The organism is Croceimicrobium sp. (genome assembly GCF_965228705.1).
In the GTDB taxonomy this organism is placed as follows: domain Bacteria; phylum Bacteroidota; class Bacteroidia; order Flavobacteriales; family Schleiferiaceae; genus Croceimicrobium.
This window is the reverse complement of the sequence record NZ_OZ245832.1, coordinates 3,415,401-3,435,877: the sequence shown is the minus strand read 5'-3', so window position 1 is coordinate 3,435,877 and position 20,477 is coordinate 3,415,401. Positions and strand designations below refer to the sequence as shown.

The window sequence follows — 20,477 nt, the reverse complement described above, 5'->3', positions numbered from 1 at the left end:
ATCTTAAAGCAATATGCCATTATATAAAGAGCATCGATGGGAACACTTCCATCTGGCAATCTGGTCAATAGAGCCGGGGGAAAGCCCAGACTTCCCGCTTGCGGAGCTATCCGGTAGCGACCAAAAAAGGCTGCAAGAATTGAAAAACCCCAATCGCAAAGCCGAGTTTTTAGCCGCACGTTCTGCTTTAGCACATATTCTTGAAGCTACACCGCAAATTGAGTACAGCCCCAAGGGTGCCCCTTCTCTTGCTCAATGGAAAGGACTCTCCATCAGTCACAATAAAGATTATGCAGCCGTTATAGTAAGCAAGCATTTTAAAGTAGGCTTAGATTTAGAAGCTTATCGACCACAAATGCTTCAGCTCTGTAGCCGTTATATGAGCAAACAGGAATTGGGTGCCTTGGGATCAGAACCCGATTTGGAGATGCTTGCCGCCTATTGGTCGGCGAAAGAAGCACTGATAAAAGTTAAAGACGCGCCTGACTTGGACCTGCGAAAAGAAATTCGAATTGCTCCTTTTGCTAAAGGTCGAAGCGCAGTTAGTCGTGGTTTAATACGCAAAGGCAAGCATCAGGAAATCTATCCTTTATACTTTAAAATGGAGAATAATTACTGCCTCTGCTTTACCCTCGATTAAATATTTTCATTTTCATCACACTGCCCTCAGAGGCTTGAAGTGCATAATTTAGTAGGTTTGTGGGCTCATGGAGATGCCCAAAGTTTCGCATATCATTGACGGCGCCCAACAGCAAGGAAAAAAGATGTTGGCCGTACTCATCGACCCCGATAAACCCTCTGAAAAAGAGCTTATTGAGCTCTGTATTAAAGCGAGTGAAAACGGTGCCGACCTCATTTTTGTGGGAGGCAGTTTACTGAGTCGAGACAGCCTTGAAGAATGTTTACGTACAGTAAAAGCGCATATTTCCATCCCTGTTTTACTCTTTCCGGGTAGCGTTTTGCAGATTTCAGATCAAGCGGATGGAATTTTATTCCTGAGCCTGATCTCAGGTCGCAATCCGGATTTGCTGATAGGCAATCATGTTATCGCTGCCCCTTACCTTAAAAGTTCTAAATTGGAAGTTCTGCCTACCGCTTATATGTTGGTAGATTGTGGAACCACCACTACTGCCATTTACATGAGCAACAGTAAGGCCCTTCCGTATGAGAAGCCCGATATTGCTGCTTGCACGGCAATGGCCGGTGAATTTCTTGGTCTGCGCTATTTCTATTTAGATGGCGGAAGCGGTGCTGAAAAAGCTGTTAGTCCTCAAATGATGAAAGCGGTGCGTAAATCCATTGATCGCCCCATAATTGTGGGAGGTGGAATTCGCGATGCCGCCACCGCTCGTTCTTTGGTAGAAGCGGGAGCCGATGTAATTGTAGTGGGAAATCTCTTCGAAAAAAATCCCGAAGCCATGGCCGATATCGCCAAGGCCATACACAGTTTTTAGCATGGACATTAGTATCGAAATTTCGAAGTATCCCTTGCGGGATGCATACCTTGATGGAGTAGATGATTTTTTAGAAAGATTGCATCAACATCCTGAGCTTAAAATCCGAGTAAACTCCATCAGTACTCAAATCTTTGGCCCTGCAGATAAGCTTTTCCCCATTTTAGAGCAAGAGATCACCCGTTCTTTTGAACGCGGTCAAAGCCCATTCGTACTGAAGGTTTTGAAAGGGGATTTATCTTCCATGGAAATTAAAGACTATTGAGCGCATTAAGGTTGAATAGCCTTGAGATTTCGGCCGTAATCAGCAGTTTATTGTATACCATTCTGCTGAGCTACGAAAGTATCTGGTCCTGGCTCTTTGCTATTCTGGCCTCCATATTATTCAGTATCCTTTGCTTTCGCCGAAAGATTTATGCAGAATTAGCTCTACAGGCATTTTATCTGGCTACTGCCGTTTATGGCTATTTGAACTGGGGAGCCGAATTTAAAACCCTCCCCCCCTTAGACCTCAATTACCATCTTTATATAGTGGCGGCCTGTGTACTATTAATCGGGATTAGCGGCTATGCTTTAAGTCACTTCACCGACTCCAAGCTCCCCTACCTGGATTCTTTCACCACTATATCAAGCATCGCTGCAACTATTTTGATGGTAAACTTCTACCCTGAAAACTGGATATATTGGATTGTAATTGACACGGTAAGCATCTGGCTTTATTTCCAAAGAGGTTTAAAGCTCAGCGCCCTCCTCTTTCTTATTTATACCTTACTCTCAATTAACGGTTACCTCTTGTGGAGCGGCGCATTATCGTAGTTAGCGGACCCGAGAGTTCGGGTAAATCACAATTATGCCGGGAGCTTAGTGAAAAGTTAAATATTCCCTGGGTGGCAGAATATGCCCGCATGTACCTCGAGAAAAATGGCCCCGAATACAGCAAAGACAGCCTTCAGGAAATTTACCAAAGCCATTTAGCTCATCAGGCGCAAGCCTTACAAAAACAAACCAATGGCAATATCCTCTTAGATACCGATAGCTTTAATTATTTGATTTGGAATCGACGGGTTTTTGATTTTGATCCGCCGCTCTTGATGCAACAAATCTTAAAAGAGCAAGAGCATCGCTATTTGCTTTGCTATCCCGATTTAGAATGGGAAGCCGATCCCTTGCGGGAAAACCCCATTGATCGCCTGGACATTTTCCACGAAAACCTCGCGCTAATCCAAGCCTACAATCGCCCCTATGCCATCGTGAAAGGGCAAAAAAAAGAGCGCCTCAGCAATGCACTGGACGCTCTTCAAAAATTGTTGTAGAAAGCTATTTACTCTCTAAAAATTCATTGCTGTAGAATTCAGTAGACTCATGACCCTTTAAATCATTTAGGCCGCGAGATTCTAGCCATTGTGCATAGTCCGACCATTTTTGATCTGACATCACTCCCCACCGACTCGCACCAAAATGAGGGCGGATATCGGCGAAAGCCTGCCGAATAAAAACATGATCCACAAAATTGGGATGTTGAATATGATCCAATATTGCATCCAAAACCACGTCCGGCTTATCCTGACTTTCGCGATAGGCCTTCCGGCAAATGTCTAAAAAGCGGCGAATTAATTTAGTCTGACTCGCATCCAAATTCTTGGGCGCCATGATTACCGATGAATAGCCATAAGGCACGCCATATTCATTAGGAATAAAAGCATTGAGACTATCCTCGGCTAATTCCGACTGCATGGCTTCCCAGTGTAAGAACACCCAAGCCACTTCACCAGAATCTTTACGAAAAGCATCCCAAACCTGAAGTCGATCCGGAGTCTCTGTGCCGAATTTTGCCTCAGCACCGTCATATTCAATCATGGCTTTTAGGATATGCTCTTCCAAAGGAGTGTGGTAACCTAAATAGGTGGCATTACTGATATCTGCAGGACGATTTATGCCTGAGGACTTCTTTGCCACAAAAGCACTGCGATCACTCTGCAATATGCTCGCTACCGCCTGAGCATGCACCTGGGCGCTATCCGCTGCGAAAGCAAATAAATGCTCCGAGGGTCCCACTGCCAAATCCACTTCCCCTTCCAACAGTCGAAAGATGGGTTTCTTGGTATAATTATCTCTTTCCGGAGTATCCCATATCAAGTGAATTCCGGCTTCCCGAAACCAGTTTTGAGATTCGGCATAGAAAATACCGCTATGCAAAACATTAGGCGTCCAATCCAAGGCCAAACGTAAAGTATCCAATTGCAAAGCCTCTTCTGGCCTGGCATTCGCTTCCTGTTTAACCGGATTATTACAAGACTGCAGTCCTAATAGGAGTCCTGCAAACATTACTAATTTCCGCATTAGAATACCAGTCTTAGCGTTGCATAAACATTAAGTGGCGCTTGCACTAAATAGGCCGGAGTACCATCAAAAGCTGGCGCACCATAGGTATAATAAAGAGCATCTGTAATGTTATTTACCTGGAGGCTAATTTGATGTTCCTTATAAAAACGCCAGTCGGCAACAAAGTCCAATACGGTGGAAGCGGGTACCACCAAACTAGGATCATTAGTCAATTCCATAAACTGTTCACTGAGGAAACGCGCGCGAATTCCAGCATTCAATCTGGGGTTTATTGCATAGTTCAAGAAGATCGATCCATTCCATTCCGGACTTAAAATTGGACGTATGTTTTCATATACTACATTGGCATCTGCCGGTGCATAAGTGCTGATTCGAGCATCCAAATAAGCCATTTGTGCACGCACATTAAAACGCTTCAAGAAGCTGTAATCGGCCATCAACTCCACTCCACGGCGGAAACTGGCCTCCTGATTAAGATAAACTTGATAGAAACCTTCGCTGATATAAGCCCCGATGGGAGCGATTTCATTCTCGAAAGACATGTAATAGGCATTCACATCTACCTTTAATTTTTGGTACTCAAAGCGAGTTCCCAATTCAAGGTCATTCACATATTCAGGACTCACATTGGCACCGCTGCGAACATCGGCTATATTGTAGCTTGTAACCTGCAAGCCCCCTAATATGTCGGAACGCGTAGGTTCGCGGCCACTGCGACCAAAGGACAAATAAAGTTGCCAATTCGGTTTCAGGTCATAAGTTAGCCCTGCTTTAGGGTTTATGAAGAAGTAATCGCGCGTTGGAATGGCAGGATCTTCACCTAGATAGGAGGCATCGCCACCCAGACTTAAGTAGACCTGGCGGGCTTGAACATCTGCATACAATTTCAGGGGTCCCCAGGCCTTTTCCCATTTTGCAAATACTGAAAATTCGTCTTTACTGCTCTTATCCTGATAATAGGGATTCAAGCGGTTAGGTACAATGTACTCTGCATTTTCGCGTAAGAAAGTGTAAAGATGAGTTCCGAAATTAAAGGAGCCCAAATTAGAATTCCAATTAAAATTCGAAAGCCAACCGTAATGGTCATTATAGAGCGGATAATTGATAGCGGTTAAACCCGATGGACTGCTGCTATCTGGATAGGAATACGGGAAGTCGCCTCCGGCACCGCCATAGTAAATGGTGTTTACCCAAGAATTGTTAAGCCCGATTCGCCAGGTATGTTGCAATTGAAACAACCACTGTGAAAAATCATCAATGTCGGTTTCGTTCAAAATATTCGTGCGAGGATCGCGCTGAATTTGAGCTAGAGGAACTGGTGAATAGGCCAAATCATTTTGGGTGTTGCCGGCAAAAGCGGTGAATTTAATGGCATGCTCATCCCCAAAATAGCCCCCAGAGAAAAATAGGGAATTCGACTCCGTACCCGAATGGCGACGGTAGCCATCGCTCTGCAAACGACTCATGCGTGCATAAAAGGCCGTGCGGTTTTCCATTAAGCCGGTATGTACCTCAGCACTGGCTCGAAGCGTATTAAAAGAACCGCCCGTCAATTGAACTTCCGTACTGGGCTTTTGGCGAGTCAGGGAAATAGATTCGAAATTTACCGATCCGGCATAAGAAGCCACTCCATTACTAGAAGTTCCCACCCCACGCTGAATTTGCACGGATTCTACGCTATTCCCAAAATCAGTAAAATTGGAGAAGAATACCCCTTGGTCCATCATGTCGTTTAAAGGCACCCCGTTCAGGGTAATGTTTATCCGACTTTGATCGATACCACGCAAACGCATTTGACCATAATTACTGAAGTTGGTCCCAGACTCTGAATAGGCCACCAAGGAAGGACTTAATCTCTCCAGAATAAAGGCTCCATCTTGCCCTTGGAATACTTTCTCAATTTGTTTTTTGTTGAGGGTAACCTGAGCTACCGGCGCATCGGCCGAAGCCCGAACCGTAGAAATGGTTACTTCTTCTAATTGATGGACCTTAGTGCTGTCCGTTTCCTGAGCCCGAATAAGGGATGGGCTCAATCCCATTAAAGCAAGAACAAGTAGTTGCCTTTTCATAAAACAAAATGTTATGAAAAGAAACCGGGGTATGCTCCTTTTGCGATTTAATAAACAATGATTGAAGCGTGCTTTACGCTCCTTTTCCCTACGCCGGCATTACCCGGATCAGGTATGGATGGCAGAACCACCCTGGGTATAATCTCAGCCTCTCTTTAATTTGAGAAGCACCCCGTGAGAAGTTGCAAAGCTATAACAAGACTTCTTGGAATCCAATAGAGCGAAATTGAACATTGCAAGTAGCTTTGCCGCCTCTAACAAAAAAGCACAAATGAAAACTCGAAATCTTTTTCTTAGCCTGCTCATTGGGGGAAGTCTGAGCGCACAGATACAGCTGGATACAGTTACTGTCTCCGCTGCCCTTTTCGAGCAAAGCTTGATGAACAGTAACCGCAATGTCCAGATCCTTTCCGGGGAAGAGTTGGAAAAGGCACCGGTTAACAGTGTAGCAGAACTATTGGATTTTGCTACCGGAATTGATGCCCGCCAGCGCGGGATTTACGGAACTCAAACGGACCTAAGCATCCGAGGCGGTAGTTTCGAACAGGTATTAGTATTGGTAAACGGAGTGCGACTGGGTGATCCGCAAACCGGCCACCACCTTATGAATTTACCGGTGGCAAAAAACGACATCGAACGAATTGAAATCCTCTTAGGCGGCGGCTCCTACATCTTTGGCGCCAATGCTTTTTCCGGTGCCATTAATATCATCACCAAAGAAGCGAAGGGCAATGCCACCAGTCTTAATCTAGACTATGGTATGTTTAACAGCCTACAAACTGGATTGCAACAAGAAATCAAAGGTGAAAAGCATCAAAGTCGCATCTCGCTTTCTCATAATCGCAGTGATGGTTTTAAGGAAAACACCGACTTTGTAAACAGCAATGTTTCCTTGCAAAGTGATTTCAAATTAGGAAATCAAAACATCAAAGTGCAGGGTGGTTATACCGATCAAGGATTTGGAGCCCAGAACTTCTATTCCGATGCCTATCCTGATCAATACGAAAAAACCCGCACCCTATTTGGTAGCGTAGATTTAAGCAGTGGAGAAAAAATCCGCTGGAATCACAATCTATACTGGCGCCGTAATTGGGATGAATTTCAACTTTTCCGTGAAGAAGGTGAAGATTTTTACCAGTACCGCAATGGACTTTTTATCGCAGGCAACGACACCGCACCCACCTGGTATGCTGGTCATAATTACCACCGCAGTGATGTGCTAGGCGCTAAAAGTCAGATGAGTTTCGACTCAAAACTGGGAAGCACTGCCCTAAACCTGGACCTTAGGCATGAACAGGTTCGCAGTAATAATTTAGGAGACAGCCTCAGCGATTTTATCCCCATCAACAACAGTCGTGGTGCTTACTATTTGGGGGCTGAACGCCAAAACCTTTCATTGTCTGGCCAGCACTTATTCCGAATTAAGCAATGGCAAATTAGCGCTGCTTTACAGGCCAATTACAATACCGATTTTGGCTTTGGCTTATACCCAGCCTTAAATGCCGGTTTGCGCTTAGGTAAATCACATAAAGTGTATAGCAGCTTTAATCGTTCCTTCCGCTTTCCATCCTACACAGACCTTTACTATCGTTTGGGAGGAGCCCGTGGAAGCTCAGATTTACAAGAAGAAGAGTCCTACAATTACGAGGCAGGCTACCGCTTCTTTGGTAAAGATTGGTATGGCAATGTGAGTGTTTTCTATCGTAATGGGCAAAATATCATCGACTGGACCCAAGCCTGTGATACCTGCGATTTAATTGCTGGTAATACCTCGGAAGTGAATTTTATGGGTGGCGAGTTCAGCCTGCGCAAGAACTTAAACCCGGAGAACAACTTCCTGGCTTTAAGTTTTGCCGAGTTAAGCTACACCTACTTACAAAGCAGCAGCCCCAGCAAAGACACCGTTTATCGCTCCCTTTATGTATTTGACCACCTCCGTAACAAAATCACCTTGCGAGTAGGTCATCGCTTAACTGAAAAACTAAGCTTGCATTATTTCCTAAGTTATCAAGATCGTCAAGGGCAATATCGCGATGCCAGTTCTGGCGACTTGACCGATTATGCAGATGTTTTCTTAGTGAACGCCAGTTTGGATTATCAGATCAAGGATTTCACCCTTTCCTTGAAGGGGCAAAATCTCTTGAACAAGAAATACTTTGATCGTGGTAATGTAGAAATGCCTGGCTTATGGCTGCAGGCAGGATTGCGTTATCGTTGGTCCTATTAGATGATTATTCGTCGGGACCGGTATCCAGGTCCCGGCGGATTTCACCTAAGGCCTGTTTAATCATCTTCAGCTTTTCTACCGCCTCCGCTATACGGGCTGTATCTTCTCGGTTTTCCTTGAGCTTAGCTTTAGCGCCTTTCAGGGTAAAACCCCGCTCCTTCACCAAATGATGAATTACCTTGAGGTTTTGCAAATCCCGAGGTGTAAATAAGCGGTTTCCCTTCTTATTTTTCTTAGGCTTAAGAATATCAAATTCCTTTTCCCAAAAGCGGATCAAGGAAGTATTCACCTCAAATAAGGCGGCTACTTCGCCAATGCTGTAATAGCGCTTTTCTTCGTCGAAACCCTCGTCCATTAGTCAAAGGATTGGTTAGTTTGACTGGCCATTTCAATCAAGCGACTGAATTCTTCGGCCGTTAATTCGCCATAGTAGAAGTTCACCGGATTTAAACGCTCACCATTTAAATGCACTTCATAATGCAAGTGTGGTCCGCGTGAACGTCCGGTATTCCCAACAAAACCAATTAAATCGCCACGTTTCACTTTTTGCCCTACGCGAATATTGTAATCATTTAAGTGGGCATAAATAGTAATGTAACCATAGCCATGATCAATACGGATATGGCGTCCAAAACCACTGGATTTGCTATCCGCACGGATTACTTCCCCATCGCCAGTAGCATAAACCGGAGTGCCAGTCTCGGCGGAGAAGTCCATACCATGGTGAAATTTCCGGGTTTTCGTGAAGGGGTCGGTACGCCATCCATATCCTGAGGCCATCCGCTTTAAATCTTCGTTGGCCACCGGTTGAATGGCCGGAATACTGGCTAAAAATTCAGATTTATCCTTGGCCAACTCTACAATCTCATCGAAAGATTTGCTTTGCACATAAACCTGTTTGGTGATGCGATCCAAACGACTGGCTGTAGATTTTATTAATTCCGAGTTCTCAAAGCCTTCCAGTTTCCTATAGCGATTGGCACCGCCGAATCCCGCTTGTCGAACGGAATTAGGAATAGGCTCTGCTTCAAAAATGGTACGGTAAATATTGTCGTCACGTTCTTGCAGATCGTCTAATACGTCTGAAACCTGATCGAAGCGCTCGTTGAGTATGGTATACTGAATCTTCATATTATCCAATTCCCGACGTAAACGCTTCTCTTTAGGAGAATCGATAAAACTATCAGCGACCATATAAAGCAGGACACTGGTCAAAAGGATAGAGGTAAGATAAAAGAGGCTGCGGCGCAAGCGATAAGCAGGCGTCTTTTCAATTTTACGGTACGAAAGTGTTTTAGGGTCGTAATAGTACTTGACCTTCGCCATATTCCTTAATTTTGGCCATCATTTGAGAAGAATTGCAAGTTACTGCAAAGCTCTATCTCAATGCAAAGTTGCAATAATATAATAAACACAATCTTGTGTAATTCCTATGGCTCAAGATAAGTCCTGGACAGCGAAGGAGATTCGCCAGCAATTTTTAGACTTTTTCCAAAATAAGGGACATGAAGTCGTTCCTTCGGCACCAATGGTAATTAAAGGGGATCCTACCCTGATGTTCACCAATGCCGGGATGAATCAATTTAAAGAAGCCTTTTTAGGGAACCGTCAACCCAGCAGTTCACGTATTACCGATACCCAAAAATGTTTGCGGGTAAGCGGAAAGCACAATGATTTGGAGGAAGTAGGTCATGACACCTACCACCATACCATGTTTGAAATGCTCGGTAACTGGAGTTTTGGTGATTATTTTAAAACCGAAGCAATTGCCTGGGCCTGGGAACTGCTCACTGAAGTATATGGTCTCGACCAAGAACGTTTATACGTTACTGTTTTTGAAGGCGATACCTCCGAGAATTTGGAGCGCGATGATGACGCTGCCAATGCCTGGAAAGCTTACGTTCCAGAGGAGCGCATTCTAAATGGCAATAAAAAAGATAATTTCTGGGAAATGGGTGCTACAGGTCCTTGTGGTCCCTGCTCTGAAATTCACATGGATTTACGCTCAGATGAAGAGCGTTCTAAAGTGGAAGGTGCCAGTTTGGTAAATCAAGATCACCCCCAAGTGGTGGAAATCTGGAACCTGGTATTCATGGAATTCAACCGTCAGGCGGATGGGGCTTTAAAAGCGCTTCCCGCCAAACACGTGGATACCGGAATGGGCTTCGAGCGTTTATGCATGGCCCTGCAAGGCAAGCAATCCAATTACGATACGGATGTATTCCAACCCTTAATTACTCGTTTAAGTGAATTAAGTGGTATCGCCTATGGTAAGGCCGAAAAAAGTGATATCGCACTGCGTGTAATTGCCGACCACGTTCGGGCGGTTGCCTTTGCTATTGCAGATGGGCAATTACCTTCCAACAATGGCGCCGGCTATGTTATCCGACGCATTTTACGTCGCGCTATACGCTATGGCTTCTCCTATCTGAATTTGAAAGAAGCCTTTATCCATAAATTAATTTCCATCCTTTCGCAGCAAATGGCGGAGTTCTTCCCTGAAATTCGCGATCAGAAGGAATTGGTAGAAAAAGTAATTCTGGAAGAAGAGCAAAGCTTCTTACGCACTTTGGAACAGGGATTAAATCGCTTGGATCAAATCCGTCAGGAAAGCCAGAGCAAAACAGTAGATGGCGCTCGGGTATTTGAATTATACGACACCTTTGGGTTCCCACCGGATCTTACCGCTTTGATTTTGAAGGAAGAAGGCATGAGTTTCGACATTGCCTCTTACGAATCGGAAATGCAAAAGCAAAAAGATCGTGCACGTTCGGCCACCAAAGTCGATACCGGCGATTGGGTGGTGATTGAAGAAGATGATCGCGAGGAATTTATTGGCTACGACCATTTAGAAGCCAAAGTGCGCATTACCCGCTACCGTAAGGTAAAAGCCAAGAATAAAGAATCTTTCCAAATCGTATTAAACCTTACTCCTTTCTATCCCGAAGGTGGTGGTCAGGTGGGTGATCATGGAAAATTGATTTCTGATAATGAGGAAATCAGCATTTACGACACTAAAAAAGAACATGGGCTAATCATTCACTTTTGTGATAAGTTGCCCGAAAATCCTCAGTCCGAATTTAAAGCTCAGGTCGATAGCAAACGCCAAAAGAGCACCAGTCTTAATCATACCGCAACCCACTTGCTTCATCAGGCACTCCGCGAAGTTTTGGGCACGCATGTAGAACAAAAAGGTTCACTGGTAAATCCGGATTACTTGCGTTTCGACTTTAGCCATTTCAGCAAAGTAGAAGATGAGCAATTGGCCGAGATTGAAAGATTGGTAAATCAAAGAATTCGGGCCAACTTCCCCTTGGAGGAGTACCGCAGCATCCCCATGGACGAAGCAAAAGAAATGGGTGCCATGGCCCTCTTCGGTGAAAAATACGGAGATCTCGTTCGTGCCATTAAATTTGGCGAGAGCGTTGAACTTTGTGGTGGTATCCACGTCCAAGCCAGTGGCGAAATTGGATTGTTTACCATCACTTCCGAAGGTGCCGTGGCAGCTGGCATTCGCCGAATCGAAGCTTGCACCGGAGATGCGGCACGCCAATATTTAAATGACAAGGCAGCCTTATTAAACAGCCTTCAGCAGGAGCTTAAAAATCCTAAAGATCCTTTAGCCGGATTGCTAAAATTGAAGGAAGAAAACGCTCAACTTAAAAAGCAAGTGGAAGCCTTCCAACAAGCGCAAGCAGCACAGGAACGCAAAGCCTGGGCTCAAGCGATTGAAAGTATCAATGGCGTGGATCGCCTGATCCTGGAAACCAGCCTTGATGCCAAAAGTATTAAGGATGCCCTCTTCCAATTAAAGGCCGACAAACCTCAATTGGCCGCGGTAATCGCATCCAAAAACGAGGGTAAAGCGAATATTGCTGTAGCTTTGGGAGATGCGATTTTAGCTTCCAAAGACTGGAAAGCAGGAAATCTCGTTAAAGAATTGGCCGCTGAAATCGGTGGCGGTGGCGGTGGCCAGGCTGGATTTGCCATGGCTGGCGGCAGCAAACCGGAAGGAATAGAACAAGCCTTGTTAAAGGCTAAAACCTTATTACAAAAAGATGCGTAAACTCTTCACTCTGGGATTCGTATTCATCGGCTTAAGCCTGATGGGACAAGTAGATGATGACATTCACTATTACACCGATTCGGATGTAAATAAATCGCGCTTCAACCTGGCTTTGAACCTCAATCCCTATTATACCGATATGCGGCTCATTAATAGTGATGCCTCTAACAGTTTGTTCAACACCTATTCTGAAGAGTTTAAAGCCACGGGATCCTTTAAACTGGATTATGGCCTGGACCTCTTTTATGAGATTGGTCCGTCCTTTCATTTGGGAATTGGTATCGTGAGAGCTCATGGTGGTTACACCTGGCAAGATGTAGTGCTCGACACTTTAAACCCCAGTTTCCTGGCCGATAATGAAGTGGATATCACGATGTTTTCCATTCCTATCAAAGTGAATTTCACTACTCGTATTTCGGATGTTTTCAGCCTGGAGGTAGTACCGATGGTGGAGATGAATTTCCTGGATCAATACAATGGCAGAATCAGCTATAATGGCAATCCGGATGCACCGGCAGATTCAACCTTCAATTTGAATAATGACCTTAGCAAATTGAATTGGTCGGTGGGTATTGCCTTAGGAGGTACCTATTGGGTAAGCAGTGAATTCGGAATTTTTGCCCGTGGTTCTGTGCGCTATCTTTTAAATGATATTGTAGATCCTGATGGTTATAGCTGGCCTCGCGAGACCTTGCTCAACTTCGGATTAAACACCGGAGTTCGCATCCGTTTCTAGGGCACCAAAACCGCCTCAATCTGATCGGGACCACTGCCATCATTGGCCGTGAAGCTTAAGGCTATTTGGGAATAATCAGCATTCGCTGTTCCGCTGCCCACATAGCTTATTCCCGCTGAGTTTTGATTAGGAATACTTAGCTGGGTGCCCGAAACTAAGGCTGCCACCTTGGAGTTCACCTCATTGTAAAGTCCTTCGATCACAATCTCATCATCGGCATCACCGGCCACAATATTTACCTGGTAAAATTGGGGGTGGTTGATACCGGTGTTTTCGGTAACATTCCACTGCCCCAGGTACTTATCACGAATAGCCACAGGATTTTCACTTGGGTCGTCTGATTCACAGGCAACCAAGCTCAAAACTAGCAGGGCCAAAGCCCAACTAAGAAGAGAATTAGTCCTCCTTCTTAGTGGCTTTATTTTTTTGATAAGCTTCATTAAGATCCTTTACTACTATATCGGTAATATCGTAGGCAGGGTTGGCTAGCAATAGCTCAGAAGCAGGTCCATAACTGAAAATAAAGTCATAACCTTCGCGCTCCTGGATAATCTTCAGGATGCTATCCATATCTGCCATGATAAGCTCATTAAGCTCTTGCTCCTCATCGGCTAATTCCTGAGTACGTTCATCACGGTAACGCATCAAATTTTGCTGCAATTGCTGCAATTCCATTTGCTCTTGTTGAATTTGAGCTTGAGACATAGATCCGGCACTCTTCTCAAAGTTGGCCACATTCTCCTGAAATAGGGCGCTGCGACGCTGCAATTCGCTTTCAATCTCTTTGGCCTTCTCTTCTAACTGACCTTTGTACATCTGATGTAATTCGTACTTCGCTAATAGAGAATCACTGTGCACATAAGCCATGGATAAACCAGAGCCATCCGCTTTAGGCTGACTAGCAGGTGTAGAGGCAGATTGCGCCTGGTTACAACTTACACTAATGATACTTGCACTGGCAATGGCCAAAAGACTTAAACGAAAAGCCCGATTCTTCATGGATAAATAATTTTCCGCAAAATTACGGAATGAAACGCTCACAGCCTTAGCTCATAAACAATTCTGAAATCCAGAAATTCCGCCACATTCGCATGCGCTTTCAAACCTGGCCCCAGGGCCAAGCCTGGTAATGGGCGATAGAGCAAGGTATAACGCTGATACCAGGGCGCAGAAGCACCGTATTCCTTAAACAAGTAAAAGCCGGCAGCCTGACTAAAGGTGAATTTCCCCAGTATGAATTCATGGCCCAACTCTATTCCCCATTGCTGATGACTTTGCTCACCACCCTGTCGCTCTATTTGCCTTCGATAAGCCAGATTGCTGATCCATTCGGTTTCTAAAATAAAGGCGGAGGTTCTGGCAAATTGATGGGAATACCGCAAGGCTGCTCCCGAAACCAAATAAGTCACCTCTCGCTCATCCACGCCTTCACCTACCATACCACCTGCCTTGGCGGCTAAAATCCCATGTAAGCTCAACAGCTTTTTACGCTTTTCAGGCTCAAAGGCTTGCTTGGCTTTCGCCTGAAGATGTATCGCCTCCAAACTATAGTCAAGACCCAAAGCCAGGCTAGGGTAATTTAAGCCCTTATTAGGCTCCTTTACGCCCCCATTACTGGAATGATTGTAACGTGCTTGAAGTGACATTCGCCAATGATCATTAAACTGATAGGCCGTTCCCAAGCCCAATACCAAATAAGCACTTAAGGGCAGAGAGTAACTGTAATTTAGGGGATTCTCTAGCACATCATAAGGTCGACTCAGGTAAATCAATCCCACCGAAGCTCTGAGATTAAAATACCAGGATCCACCAATCTTATACCATGGCTCCAAAAAGCCATACACCGGTACGCCAAAACCCAAAACTTCTGGATTATCATAATTATGAATAGCAGCACTTAAACCCAGCCTTGGATAACAAAAACAATTTTCCCAATGCTTTTCAGATAAGAGCCAACGCTGAACACTTAAACCAAATGCGGATGGATACGATTGGCCAATGGGAGCCACATCCTGACTATGCAAAAACAAAAAACCATACTCGGCTTCAGCCTGATAAGAAATAGGACTTTGCGCCTTTAAAGTTTGCGAGAATGAAAAACCAAGGCCTATAAGTAAAATGCTAATCCTGTAAAATGGCATACCAATCCGGATATATTTTGCGCATCCATAATTGATGCATGGCCTTGGAAAAATGCAAACCGTCATTAGCTATCCAGGGTCCTGTATTTGGATCCTTTCGACTTAGTTCGGTTATATCAATAAAGCGAATTGCAAGACTATCGCAAAGGTTCTTTTGCAACTGATTAAAAGCATCAATTTCAGTCGATATTTGAGAGCGATTACCACTTCCAGCGGGACTTTGCCCCCAATCCGGAATGCTAATCACCAATATGGAAGCATACCCGTTTTTAGCTAATTCTTTTGCTTGATCAATGATGAGTAGAAACTCCGATTTATACTCCTCCACACTTCTACCCTGATACTGATTATTAACACCAATCAACACACTTACCAGATCGTAGCTCGGATCAAAATCGGCCTTAGCCATAGCTTGTAAAAGATCCTGACTGGTCCAACCATTTTTAGCCACTACCTGATAGTTTAGTCTGGTATTGGAATTTGACTCCTCCAAAGAGTCAACCAATAAAGCGGCATAAGAGCTATCCTTGCCTATAGCCGTGCCAATAGTATAGGAGTCGCCTAATGCCAAATAGGAATAAGATGGCCTGGGTTCGGGTTGAGAAGCATCCGGCGCACTGCCATTCGCACAGGCCCACAATACCAAGCCCAGTAAGTAAATACTTCGCATACTAATGGTCGTTTCCGCTAAGGTAAGAAGCAGAGTAATGAAAAATAATCGCGCATCTTAAAACAAATAAGCCGTCGAATAAAGTATAGTTGCTGTACACTTTTATCCGACGGCTATAAAAAGGGCTCATGCTACCCTTCCCTCTTATTTATTCTCCAGAGCAAAGGCTCTATTCTTCGCCTATCATTGGCCAAACGCTCATACGGCAATCATCGCCTTGGCAGCTACATTCAGCATACGGGGGCGTTGCCAGTACCCAGCGTTCTTTACAATCTTTAGTTTCATCACTGCAAGCACCAAAGCAATCCACAACGCTGCGAATCCCCTCTTCTCCATTGGAAATAAGTGCCGAAATGGAAGCTCCATCCGCAGACTCAACATTGAATATCACTCCAAAAAAACCTGCACTGGTGGCTATATTCATTTGAACCAATTTGAATTCCGTTATCGCATACTCTGCTTCTAAATAGTAAGCGAGTTCTTTCGCATAGGTACCATACTCCTCCGTCAACCAATTTAATACCTGGGTGGCATTGGCAATTTCCTGTTCTTGATCACCCAAAACGAACATCCGCAATTCACCGGATTCACAAGCACTGAAAAAATAATCAGGATTGGCACCAATCCCCGTCTCTAATCCACAACTTCCATCGGTAATTACCAGGTATTCCTTAAATGCTCCATTTTTCATGGAATTGAAAAAGTCACTCTGTTTGATTTCAATTCCTCGGTTTGATTTCCCCTGCCAAGTTTCATTTTTACCGCATTGCGTTAATAGAAGACTAAGCATCAACACGGCCACTAAGTACACGTTCCTTTGCATTGTTATAATTTTTGATTCAGGTAAACCTAGTTAAAAATATATTTTATGACAATATTTATTTTACAACAACTTTGAACTATTAGTTCTCTAAATATTCATTTAAATGTCAATAAAATATACTATAAATTTTTACATAAAAAATCAGCCATAAGACAGAATTAAGAACTATTATACTTCTCCCTAACACCCATCCCCAAAAAGGGAAACGGCAACTCCTTATAAATTGACAAATTTTCACCATCAAAAAGCTTAAAAGCACCAAAATTCAACACTATTGAAAATTCTATCTTCGAATTTTATGTGATTTTCGAATTCGCTTTTTTCTTCCTAAAACGAATTATTTAGCCATCAATTTAACCGAAAATAAAGCTAACGCTTACACCCATCTCCAAGTCTGATTCTAGCCTAGAGCCTTTAATCTTTAGGGCATTTTTAGAGAATATGGATTTTAGAGGCTTCGATCCTTTAACATAGCTACCTTTGCGGCTATGGAAATTAAGCAGGTCGAATTCGTAATCAGCAATACTAATATTGCCAAGTGTCCCCAGGATAAGAAACCCGAATATGCCTTTATTGGCCGTTCCAATGTGGGTAAAAGCAGTTTGATCAATTGCCTTGCGAATAACAAAAAGTTAGCTCACACCTCCTCCAAACCCGGGAAGACGCAATTAATCAATCACTTTATTGTAGATGACACCTGGTACCTGGTAGACCTCCCAGGTTACGGATATGCTAAGGTGAGCAAGAACTCTCGCCAAAAATTCCAGAAAATGATTGAGGACTATATTCTGGAACGCCCCAATCTGATAAACCTCTTTGTATTAATAGACTCCCGCATTCCCCCACAACAAATTGACCTGGAGTTTATGGAGTGGCTAGGTGAAAATCAGGTACCCTTTTCTATGGTTTACACCAAGATTGATAAACTCAAGGCGAATCAGCTCAATAAGAACCTGCAGGCTTACCATAAAAAGATGCTTGAAAGCTGGGCCGAAATACCGGTATACTTTGCCACATCCGCTGAAACAGGAGCGGGAAAAACGGAAATCCTCAGCTACATTGCTGAGATTAATCGAAAGCTAGACTTAAACTAACCGCGCTTCAGGACATTCATTTTTTCCCCCAAGTCCATCGCATACTCGCGTAGGTCTTTGGCGTAATCAGCCTCGCCTCCCGCGCGCTCTAAGGTATCGGCCAAAGCCATAATATTCTGATGAATGTATTTCTTCATTTGATCCAGGGGCATATCCTTGGTCCACAAATCAATGCGTAAAGTCTCCTGCGCTTTCTCATCCCAGATCGAGATCATCGCCGCCTTGGTTTTAGAATTTTCCACGCCACTGTCAGCGGCAGACCAGGTCATTTCTTCGGGAACCCGATTTTCATCCAGACCAATGTTCAAGTTTATATCGGAGCGATGCGCTACTGCCATATTCAAATTTTTGGCAAAGGTAAAAGCCCCAATTTAATTGCAGGGCAATTTTCAAGTCCTTTCCTAAGGCTTATAGGAGGAGAGCTTAAGAAGCTTTCGACTATCCATCTCCTTAAGCCAGCTGCTTATATCTTGCTCTGGGTATTCATCCAAATAGCTGTTTAAAACCCGATAACCAAACCACCAACCTACGCGGCCGGGTGTCTCAGCATCTATATTGGTTCGAAACTTTGAGAAAGGAGCAACCGACATAAAACGACGTTTTAATTCCTCCTGACTTTTAAAAAGCATTTGTTGCTCGATAAAATAAACCCACATCTCCTTTTCATGCTCTACACAAAACTTCTGCTTCTCAGGTGGATACACCAATAGGGTCGCTTCATCTACCTTTCCCAACAACAATTCGGTAAGCTTCAATAGCTTTCCCTGATAGAGCATCGCATCCAACAAACTTACGGGCTCAGCGGGTTTGGGTACTCGCTTCTCTGCCAGGGCATAGGCCACATCTCGCAACATAAATTTCGATTGTCTGTGGTATTGCAAATACTGTGGTAATATCTCATAGTACTCCTTAGCAGGCTCACCCAAATACAAATCCAGCGCTACAAAAACATAAGGAGCCGAAACTACAATCGGATAATTAAAATCAAGCCTGGAGATATAGCTAAACACCTCAAGAGTATCCTGAGTTCCGAAATAATAATAGTAGCGTTTCATCATTTTATTTAGCTCCTGCTCCCATTGAGCCAGGTCGCCAAACTCCTTTTCCGTAAGGGCAAACAATTTATTCTGCAATTCATCCTTGCGTTGATTACGCCAGAAAATCATCTCAGCCTCATTACTAAAGAAAGGGGCATACTTTTCAGTGATTGCATTCAGACCTTCTTCAAAATGATTGGTATCCAAAGTATAAAAGGCGCGATCAAAACGTTGTAATTCGGTGTTAATAGCAATCTGATCCAGGTCAATCTGTGGATCCTCATCACATGAAACCGTGAACAGGATTGTGCAGAAAACAAATAACAAAAGGCGCTTCATTATGGGAAGGGTCTTAATTTTGTTCAAAACTAAGCATCTATGCGAATCTATTTCTATGCCGCCTTATTGCTTCTTAGCAGCGGCACTTTATTAGCTCAAGAACGCAATTTTCAACTGGGAATTATCGGCAGCAGCCAACTCAGTTACCTCAATAGCAATCAGGGCAATGCCAATACCGGTTCTGCGCTCCTTTTTGGCTTTGGTGGCCTGGCTGAATATTCTTTTGCAGATCGCTATGCTTTCACCTCCGGTTTCGAGTATTTAAATCGTGGTGGTTCTTTGGAAATAAATGACACCACTACCGATTATCGGGCCGGGTTTATCCAAATCCCATTGCAAATTAAAATGCGTACTCGCCAATTTGGCTACAGCACCTATTTTGCCGAAATGGGTTTTGCCATTGGTTTTGAAACGGGTGAAGAAGTAAGTTGGGACCCCGCTAGCAGTCGCGATTTCGGCAGTTTAATTAGCCTATTCGACGCCACCTTCCGCATTGGAATGGGAATGGAATACGACCTTGGCGGACAAACCAAACTCTTAGGGCGCCTGCAATACCATCGCGCCTTAACCGACAACCTTTTAAGTGATGAAGATCCACGCCTTAGCGATCAGTTCAATTATCGCTTCGATTATGTTTCTTTAAGCGTAGGGATCCTGTTTTAAACTATTGCCATGAATCGCGCCGCCATTATTGACCACATTGTAAACTGGTTAAAAGAATACACCGAAAATTCGGGCACCAAAGGTTATGTGGTAGGAGTATCCGGAGGGATTGACTCTGCCTTAACTTCCTGCCTGGCTGCCGCAACCGGTTTTCCGGTTACTCTGGTGGAGATGCCAATATATCAAAGCCCGGATCAGGTAAGTCGTGCCCGCAAGCATATCGAAGAACTACAAAAGCGCCACTCCAATGTAAGTCGGGTGGAAGTAGATCTCACCCCCGTTTTTGATCAGTTTATTGGCTCCCTACCTAATGTACCCGGCAGCGAAGCTCGCGAAATGAGTTTGGTGAATTCACGTGCTCGTTTACGCATGACCACCCTATACTATTTTGCTGCCCTGGAAAGCAAAATAGTGGTAGGTACCGGTAACAAAGTGGAAGACTTTGGCGTAGGCTTCTATACCAAATACGGTGATGGCGGAGTAGATCTAAGTCCGATTGCTGACCTCTACAAAACCCAGGTTTTCGAGTTGGCCGAAGAAATGGGCGTGATTCAAGAAATCCTCGACGCCCCTCCTACCGATGGACTTTGGGGCGATGATCGTACGGACGAAGATCAAATTGGCGCCAGTTACCCCGAGCTCGAATGGGCCATGGAACAGGTAAAAACAGGCAAAAAGTCCGAGCATTTCCACGGTCGCGAAAAAGAAGTGATGGAAATTTACCAGCGCTACCACCGCAATAATCGCCATAAAATGGAGCCCATACCGGTTTGCGAAATTCCAGAAGATCTTCTTAGCGACTAAGCCTCAGCTTT

General features: G+C 44.2%; 22 protein-coding genes. 11 read left to right on the top strand and 11 right to left on the bottom strand.

What is annotated here, in order from left to right:
* The first annotated feature begins 13 nt into the window (after positions 1-13).
* The 5 genes from ACO05P_RS15365 (at position 14) to ACO05P_RS15345 (ending at position 2,767) form a co-directional block, all read left to right on the top strand.
* Complete coding sequence (locus ACO05P_RS15365) at positions 14-640, top strand: 4'-phosphopantetheinyl transferase superfamily protein (RefSeq protein WP_421752199.1); 627 nt, start codon at positions 14-16, stop codon at positions 638-640.
* Positions 641-707: 67 nt separating this feature from the next.
* Positions 708-1,454 carry a geranylgeranylglyceryl/heptaprenylglyceryl phosphate synthase gene (locus tag ACO05P_RS15360; protein WP_421752197.1) on the top strand — a complete coding sequence of 249 codons (747 nt, stop codon included), beginning with the start codon at positions 708-710 and terminating at the stop codon, positions 1,452-1,454.
* 1 nt (position 1,455) lies between these two features.
* Positions 1,456-1,719 carry a hypothetical protein gene (locus ACO05P_RS15355; RefSeq protein ID WP_421752195.1) on the top strand — a complete coding sequence of 88 codons (264 nt, stop codon included), beginning with the start codon at positions 1,456-1,458 and terminating at the stop codon, positions 1,717-1,719.
* Entirely contained in the window at positions 1,716-2,270 is a 555-nt protein-coding gene (pnuC, locus tag ACO05P_RS15350; protein WP_421752193.1) for a nicotinamide riboside transporter PnuC, read from the top strand. Before ACO05P_RS15355 ends, pnuC begins: the two co-directional genes overlap by 4 nt.
* The gene (locus tag ACO05P_RS15345) at positions 2,249-2,767 is read left to right on the top strand and encodes an AAA family ATPase (RefSeq protein ID WP_421752191.1); all 519 of its coding nucleotides are present in this window, start codon (positions 2,249-2,251) and stop codon (positions 2,765-2,767) included. The genes pnuC and ACO05P_RS15345 overlap by 22 nt, the downstream gene beginning before the upstream one ends.
* A 4-nt stretch (positions 2,768-2,771) precedes the next feature.
* On the opposite strand, the gene ACO05P_RS15340 is transcribed toward ACO05P_RS15345, so the two are convergent.
* On the bottom strand, positions 2,772-3,794 hold the full coding sequence (locus ACO05P_RS15340) for an ABC transporter substrate-binding protein (RefSeq protein WP_421752189.1): 1,023 nt from the start codon (positions 3,792-3,794) through the stop codon (positions 2,772-2,774).
* A complete protein-coding gene (locus ACO05P_RS15335) occupies positions 3,794-5,866 on the bottom strand; it encodes a TonB-dependent receptor (RefSeq protein ID WP_421752187.1) in 2,073 nt (690 codons plus the stop codon). Before ACO05P_RS15335 ends, ACO05P_RS15340 begins: the two co-directional genes overlap by 1 nt.
* Positions 5,867-6,137: 271 nt before the next feature.
* On the opposite strand from ACO05P_RS15335, the gene ACO05P_RS15330 reads away from it, so the two are divergent.
* Positions 6,138-8,093: a TonB-dependent receptor plug domain-containing protein gene (locus tag ACO05P_RS15330; RefSeq protein WP_421752185.1), complete on the top strand. Its 1,956-nt coding sequence runs from the start codon at positions 6,138-6,140 to the stop codon at positions 8,091-8,093.
* A gap of 4 nt (positions 8,094-8,097) precedes the next feature.
* Here ACO05P_RS15330 and ACO05P_RS15325 read toward each other — a convergent pair whose 3' ends face one another.
* Entirely contained in the window at positions 8,098-8,448 is a 351-nt protein-coding gene (locus ACO05P_RS15325) for a MerR family transcriptional regulator (protein ID WP_421752183.1), read from the bottom strand.
* Positions 8,448-9,419, bottom strand: a complete 972-nt coding sequence (locus tag ACO05P_RS15320) for a peptidoglycan DD-metalloendopeptidase family protein (RefSeq protein ID WP_421752181.1) — start codon at positions 9,417-9,419, stop codon at positions 8,448-8,450. The genes ACO05P_RS15325 and ACO05P_RS15320 overlap by 1 nt, the downstream gene beginning before the upstream one ends.
* Positions 9,420-9,525: 106 nt before the next feature.
* Between ACO05P_RS15320 and alaS the strand changes: the two genes are divergently transcribed.
* Positions 9,526-12,159, top strand: coding sequence for an alanine--tRNA ligase (gene alaS / locus ACO05P_RS15315; RefSeq protein WP_421752179.1), 2,634 nt, complete (start codon positions 9,526-9,528; stop codon positions 12,157-12,159).
* On the top strand, positions 12,152-12,895 hold the full coding sequence (locus ACO05P_RS15310; RefSeq protein ID WP_421752177.1) for a hypothetical protein: 744 nt from the start codon (positions 12,152-12,154) through the stop codon (positions 12,893-12,895). Before alaS ends, ACO05P_RS15310 begins: the two co-directional genes overlap by 8 nt.
* Here ACO05P_RS15310 and ACO05P_RS15305 read toward each other — a convergent pair.
* The 5 genes from ACO05P_RS15305 to ACO05P_RS15285 all read right to left on the bottom strand — a co-directional run bounded on the left by ACO05P_RS15305 (position 12,892) and on the right by ACO05P_RS15285 (position 16,529).
* The gene (locus tag ACO05P_RS15305) at positions 12,892-13,272 is read right to left on the bottom strand and encodes a hypothetical protein (protein WP_421752175.1); all 381 of its coding nucleotides are present in this window, start codon (positions 13,270-13,272) and stop codon (positions 12,892-12,894) included. The two genes, ACO05P_RS15310 and ACO05P_RS15305, sit on opposite strands and share 4 nt — an antisense overlap.
* 19 nt (positions 13,273-13,291) lie before the next feature.
* Positions 13,292-13,894 (bottom strand): OmpH family outer membrane protein, encoded by a 603-nt coding sequence (locus tag ACO05P_RS15300; RefSeq protein WP_421752173.1) that lies wholly within the window; start codon positions 13,892-13,894, stop codon positions 13,292-13,294.
* A 38-nt stretch (positions 13,895-13,932) separates the two neighbouring features.
* Positions 13,933-15,036, bottom strand: coding sequence for an acyloxyacyl hydrolase (locus ACO05P_RS15295; protein ID WP_421752171.1), 1,104 nt, complete (start codon positions 15,034-15,036; stop codon positions 13,933-13,935).
* A complete protein-coding gene (locus ACO05P_RS15290) occupies positions 15,017-15,706 on the bottom strand; it encodes an SGNH/GDSL hydrolase family protein (RefSeq protein WP_421752169.1) in 690 nt (229 codons plus the stop codon). Before ACO05P_RS15290 ends, ACO05P_RS15295 begins: the two co-directional genes overlap by 20 nt.
* 169 nt (positions 15,707-15,875) lie before the next feature.
* Positions 15,876-16,529: a hypothetical protein gene (locus ACO05P_RS15285; protein WP_421752167.1), complete on the bottom strand. Its 654-nt coding sequence runs from the start codon at positions 16,527-16,529 to the stop codon at positions 15,876-15,878.
* 488 nt (positions 16,530-17,017) lie between these two features.
* On the opposite strand from ACO05P_RS15285, the gene yihA reads away from it, so the two are divergent.
* On the top strand, positions 17,018-17,623 hold the full coding sequence (gene yihA, locus ACO05P_RS15280) for a ribosome biogenesis GTP-binding protein YihA/YsxC (RefSeq protein WP_421752165.1): 606 nt from the start codon (positions 17,018-17,020) through the stop codon (positions 17,621-17,623).
* On the opposite strand, the gene gldC is transcribed toward yihA, so the two are convergent.
* Positions 17,620-17,961, bottom strand: coding sequence for a gliding motility protein GldC (gldC, locus tag ACO05P_RS15275; RefSeq protein WP_421752163.1), 342 nt, complete (start codon positions 17,959-17,961; stop codon positions 17,620-17,622). The two genes, yihA and gldC, sit on opposite strands and share 4 nt — an antisense overlap.
* Positions 17,962-18,024: 63 nt before the next feature.
* On the bottom strand, positions 18,025-18,999 hold the full coding sequence (locus ACO05P_RS15270; protein ID WP_421752161.1) for a hypothetical protein: 975 nt from the start codon (positions 18,997-18,999) through the stop codon (positions 18,025-18,027).
* Positions 19,000-19,038: 39 nt separating this feature from the next.
* Here ACO05P_RS15270 and ACO05P_RS15265 point away from each other — a divergent pair, with 39 nt between their 5' ends.
* Positions 19,039-19,662 carry an outer membrane beta-barrel protein gene (locus tag ACO05P_RS15265; RefSeq protein ID WP_421752159.1) on the top strand — a complete coding sequence of 208 codons (624 nt, stop codon included), beginning with the start codon at positions 19,039-19,041 and terminating at the stop codon, positions 19,660-19,662.
* A 9-nt stretch (positions 19,663-19,671) separates the two neighbouring features.
* The gene (nadE, locus tag ACO05P_RS15260) at positions 19,672-20,466 is read left to right on the top strand and encodes an NAD(+) synthase (protein WP_421752157.1); all 795 of its coding nucleotides are present in this window, start codon (positions 19,672-19,674) and stop codon (positions 20,464-20,466) included.
* Positions 20,467-20,477: the final 11 nt, after the last annotated feature.

Bases quoted from the DNA above. Each gene is read 5' to 3' on its own strand.
- ACO05P_RS15320 (WP_421752181.1), bottom strand. From the start codon at position 9,419: ATGGCGAAGGTCAAGTACTATTACGACCCTAAAACACTTTCGTACCGT.
- ACO05P_RS15340 (WP_421752189.1), bottom strand. From the start codon at position 3,794: ATGCGGAAATTAGTAATGTTTGCAGGACTCCTATTAGGACTGCAGTCT.
- ACO05P_RS15265 (WP_421752159.1), top strand. From the start codon at position 19,039: ATGCGAATCTATTTCTATGCCGCCTTATTGCTTCTTAGCAGCGGCACT.
- yihA (WP_421752165.1), top strand. From the start codon at position 17,018: ATGGAAATTAAGCAGGTCGAATTCGTAATCAGCAATACTAATATTGCC.
- ACO05P_RS15355 (WP_421752195.1), top strand. From the start codon at position 1,456: ATGGACATTAGTATCGAAATTTCGAAGTATCCCTTGCGGGATGCATAC.
- ACO05P_RS15310 (WP_421752177.1), top strand. From the start codon at position 12,152: ATGCGTAAACTCTTCACTCTGGGATTCGTATTCATCGGCTTAAGCCTG.
- nadE (WP_421752157.1), top strand. From the start codon at position 19,672: ATGAATCGCGCCGCCATTATTGACCACATTGTAAACTGGTTAAAAGAA.
- ACO05P_RS15360 (WP_421752197.1), top strand. From the start codon at position 708: ATGGAGATGCCCAAAGTTTCGCATATCATTGACGGCGCCCAACAGCAA.
- alaS (WP_421752179.1), top strand. From the start codon at position 9,526: ATGGCTCAAGATAAGTCCTGGACAGCGAAGGAGATTCGCCAGCAATTT.
- ACO05P_RS15325 (WP_421752183.1), bottom strand. From the start codon at position 8,448: ATGGACGAGGGTTTCGACGAAGAAAAGCGCTATTACAGCATTGGCGAA.
- ACO05P_RS15330 (WP_421752185.1), top strand. From the start codon at position 6,138: ATGAAAACTCGAAATCTTTTTCTTAGCCTGCTCATTGGGGGAAGTCTG.
- ACO05P_RS15300 (WP_421752173.1), bottom strand. From the start codon at position 13,894: ATGAAGAATCGGGCTTTTCGTTTAAGTCTTTTGGCCATTGCCAGTGCA.
- ACO05P_RS15285 (WP_421752167.1), bottom strand. From the start codon at position 16,529: ATGCAAAGGAACGTGTACTTAGTGGCCGTGTTGATGCTTAGTCTTCTA.
- ACO05P_RS15290 (WP_421752169.1), bottom strand. From the start codon at position 15,706: ATGCGAAGTATTTACTTACTGGGCTTGGTATTGTGGGCCTGTGCGAAT.
- ACO05P_RS15270 (WP_421752161.1), bottom strand. From the start codon at position 18,999: ATGAAGCGCCTTTTGTTATTTGTTTTCTGCACAATCCTGTTCACGGTT.
- ACO05P_RS15295 (WP_421752171.1), bottom strand. From the start codon at position 15,036: ATGCCATTTTACAGGATTAGCATTTTACTTATAGGCCTTGGTTTTTCA.
- ACO05P_RS15335 (WP_421752187.1), bottom strand. From the start codon at position 5,866: ATGAAAAGGCAACTACTTGTTCTTGCTTTAATGGGATTGAGCCCATCC.
- gldC (WP_421752163.1), bottom strand. From the start codon at position 17,961: ATGGCAGTAGCGCATCGCTCCGATATAAACTTGAACATTGGTCTGGAT.
- ACO05P_RS15365 (WP_421752199.1), top strand. From the start codon at position 14: ATGCCATTATATAAAGAGCATCGATGGGAACACTTCCATCTGGCAATC.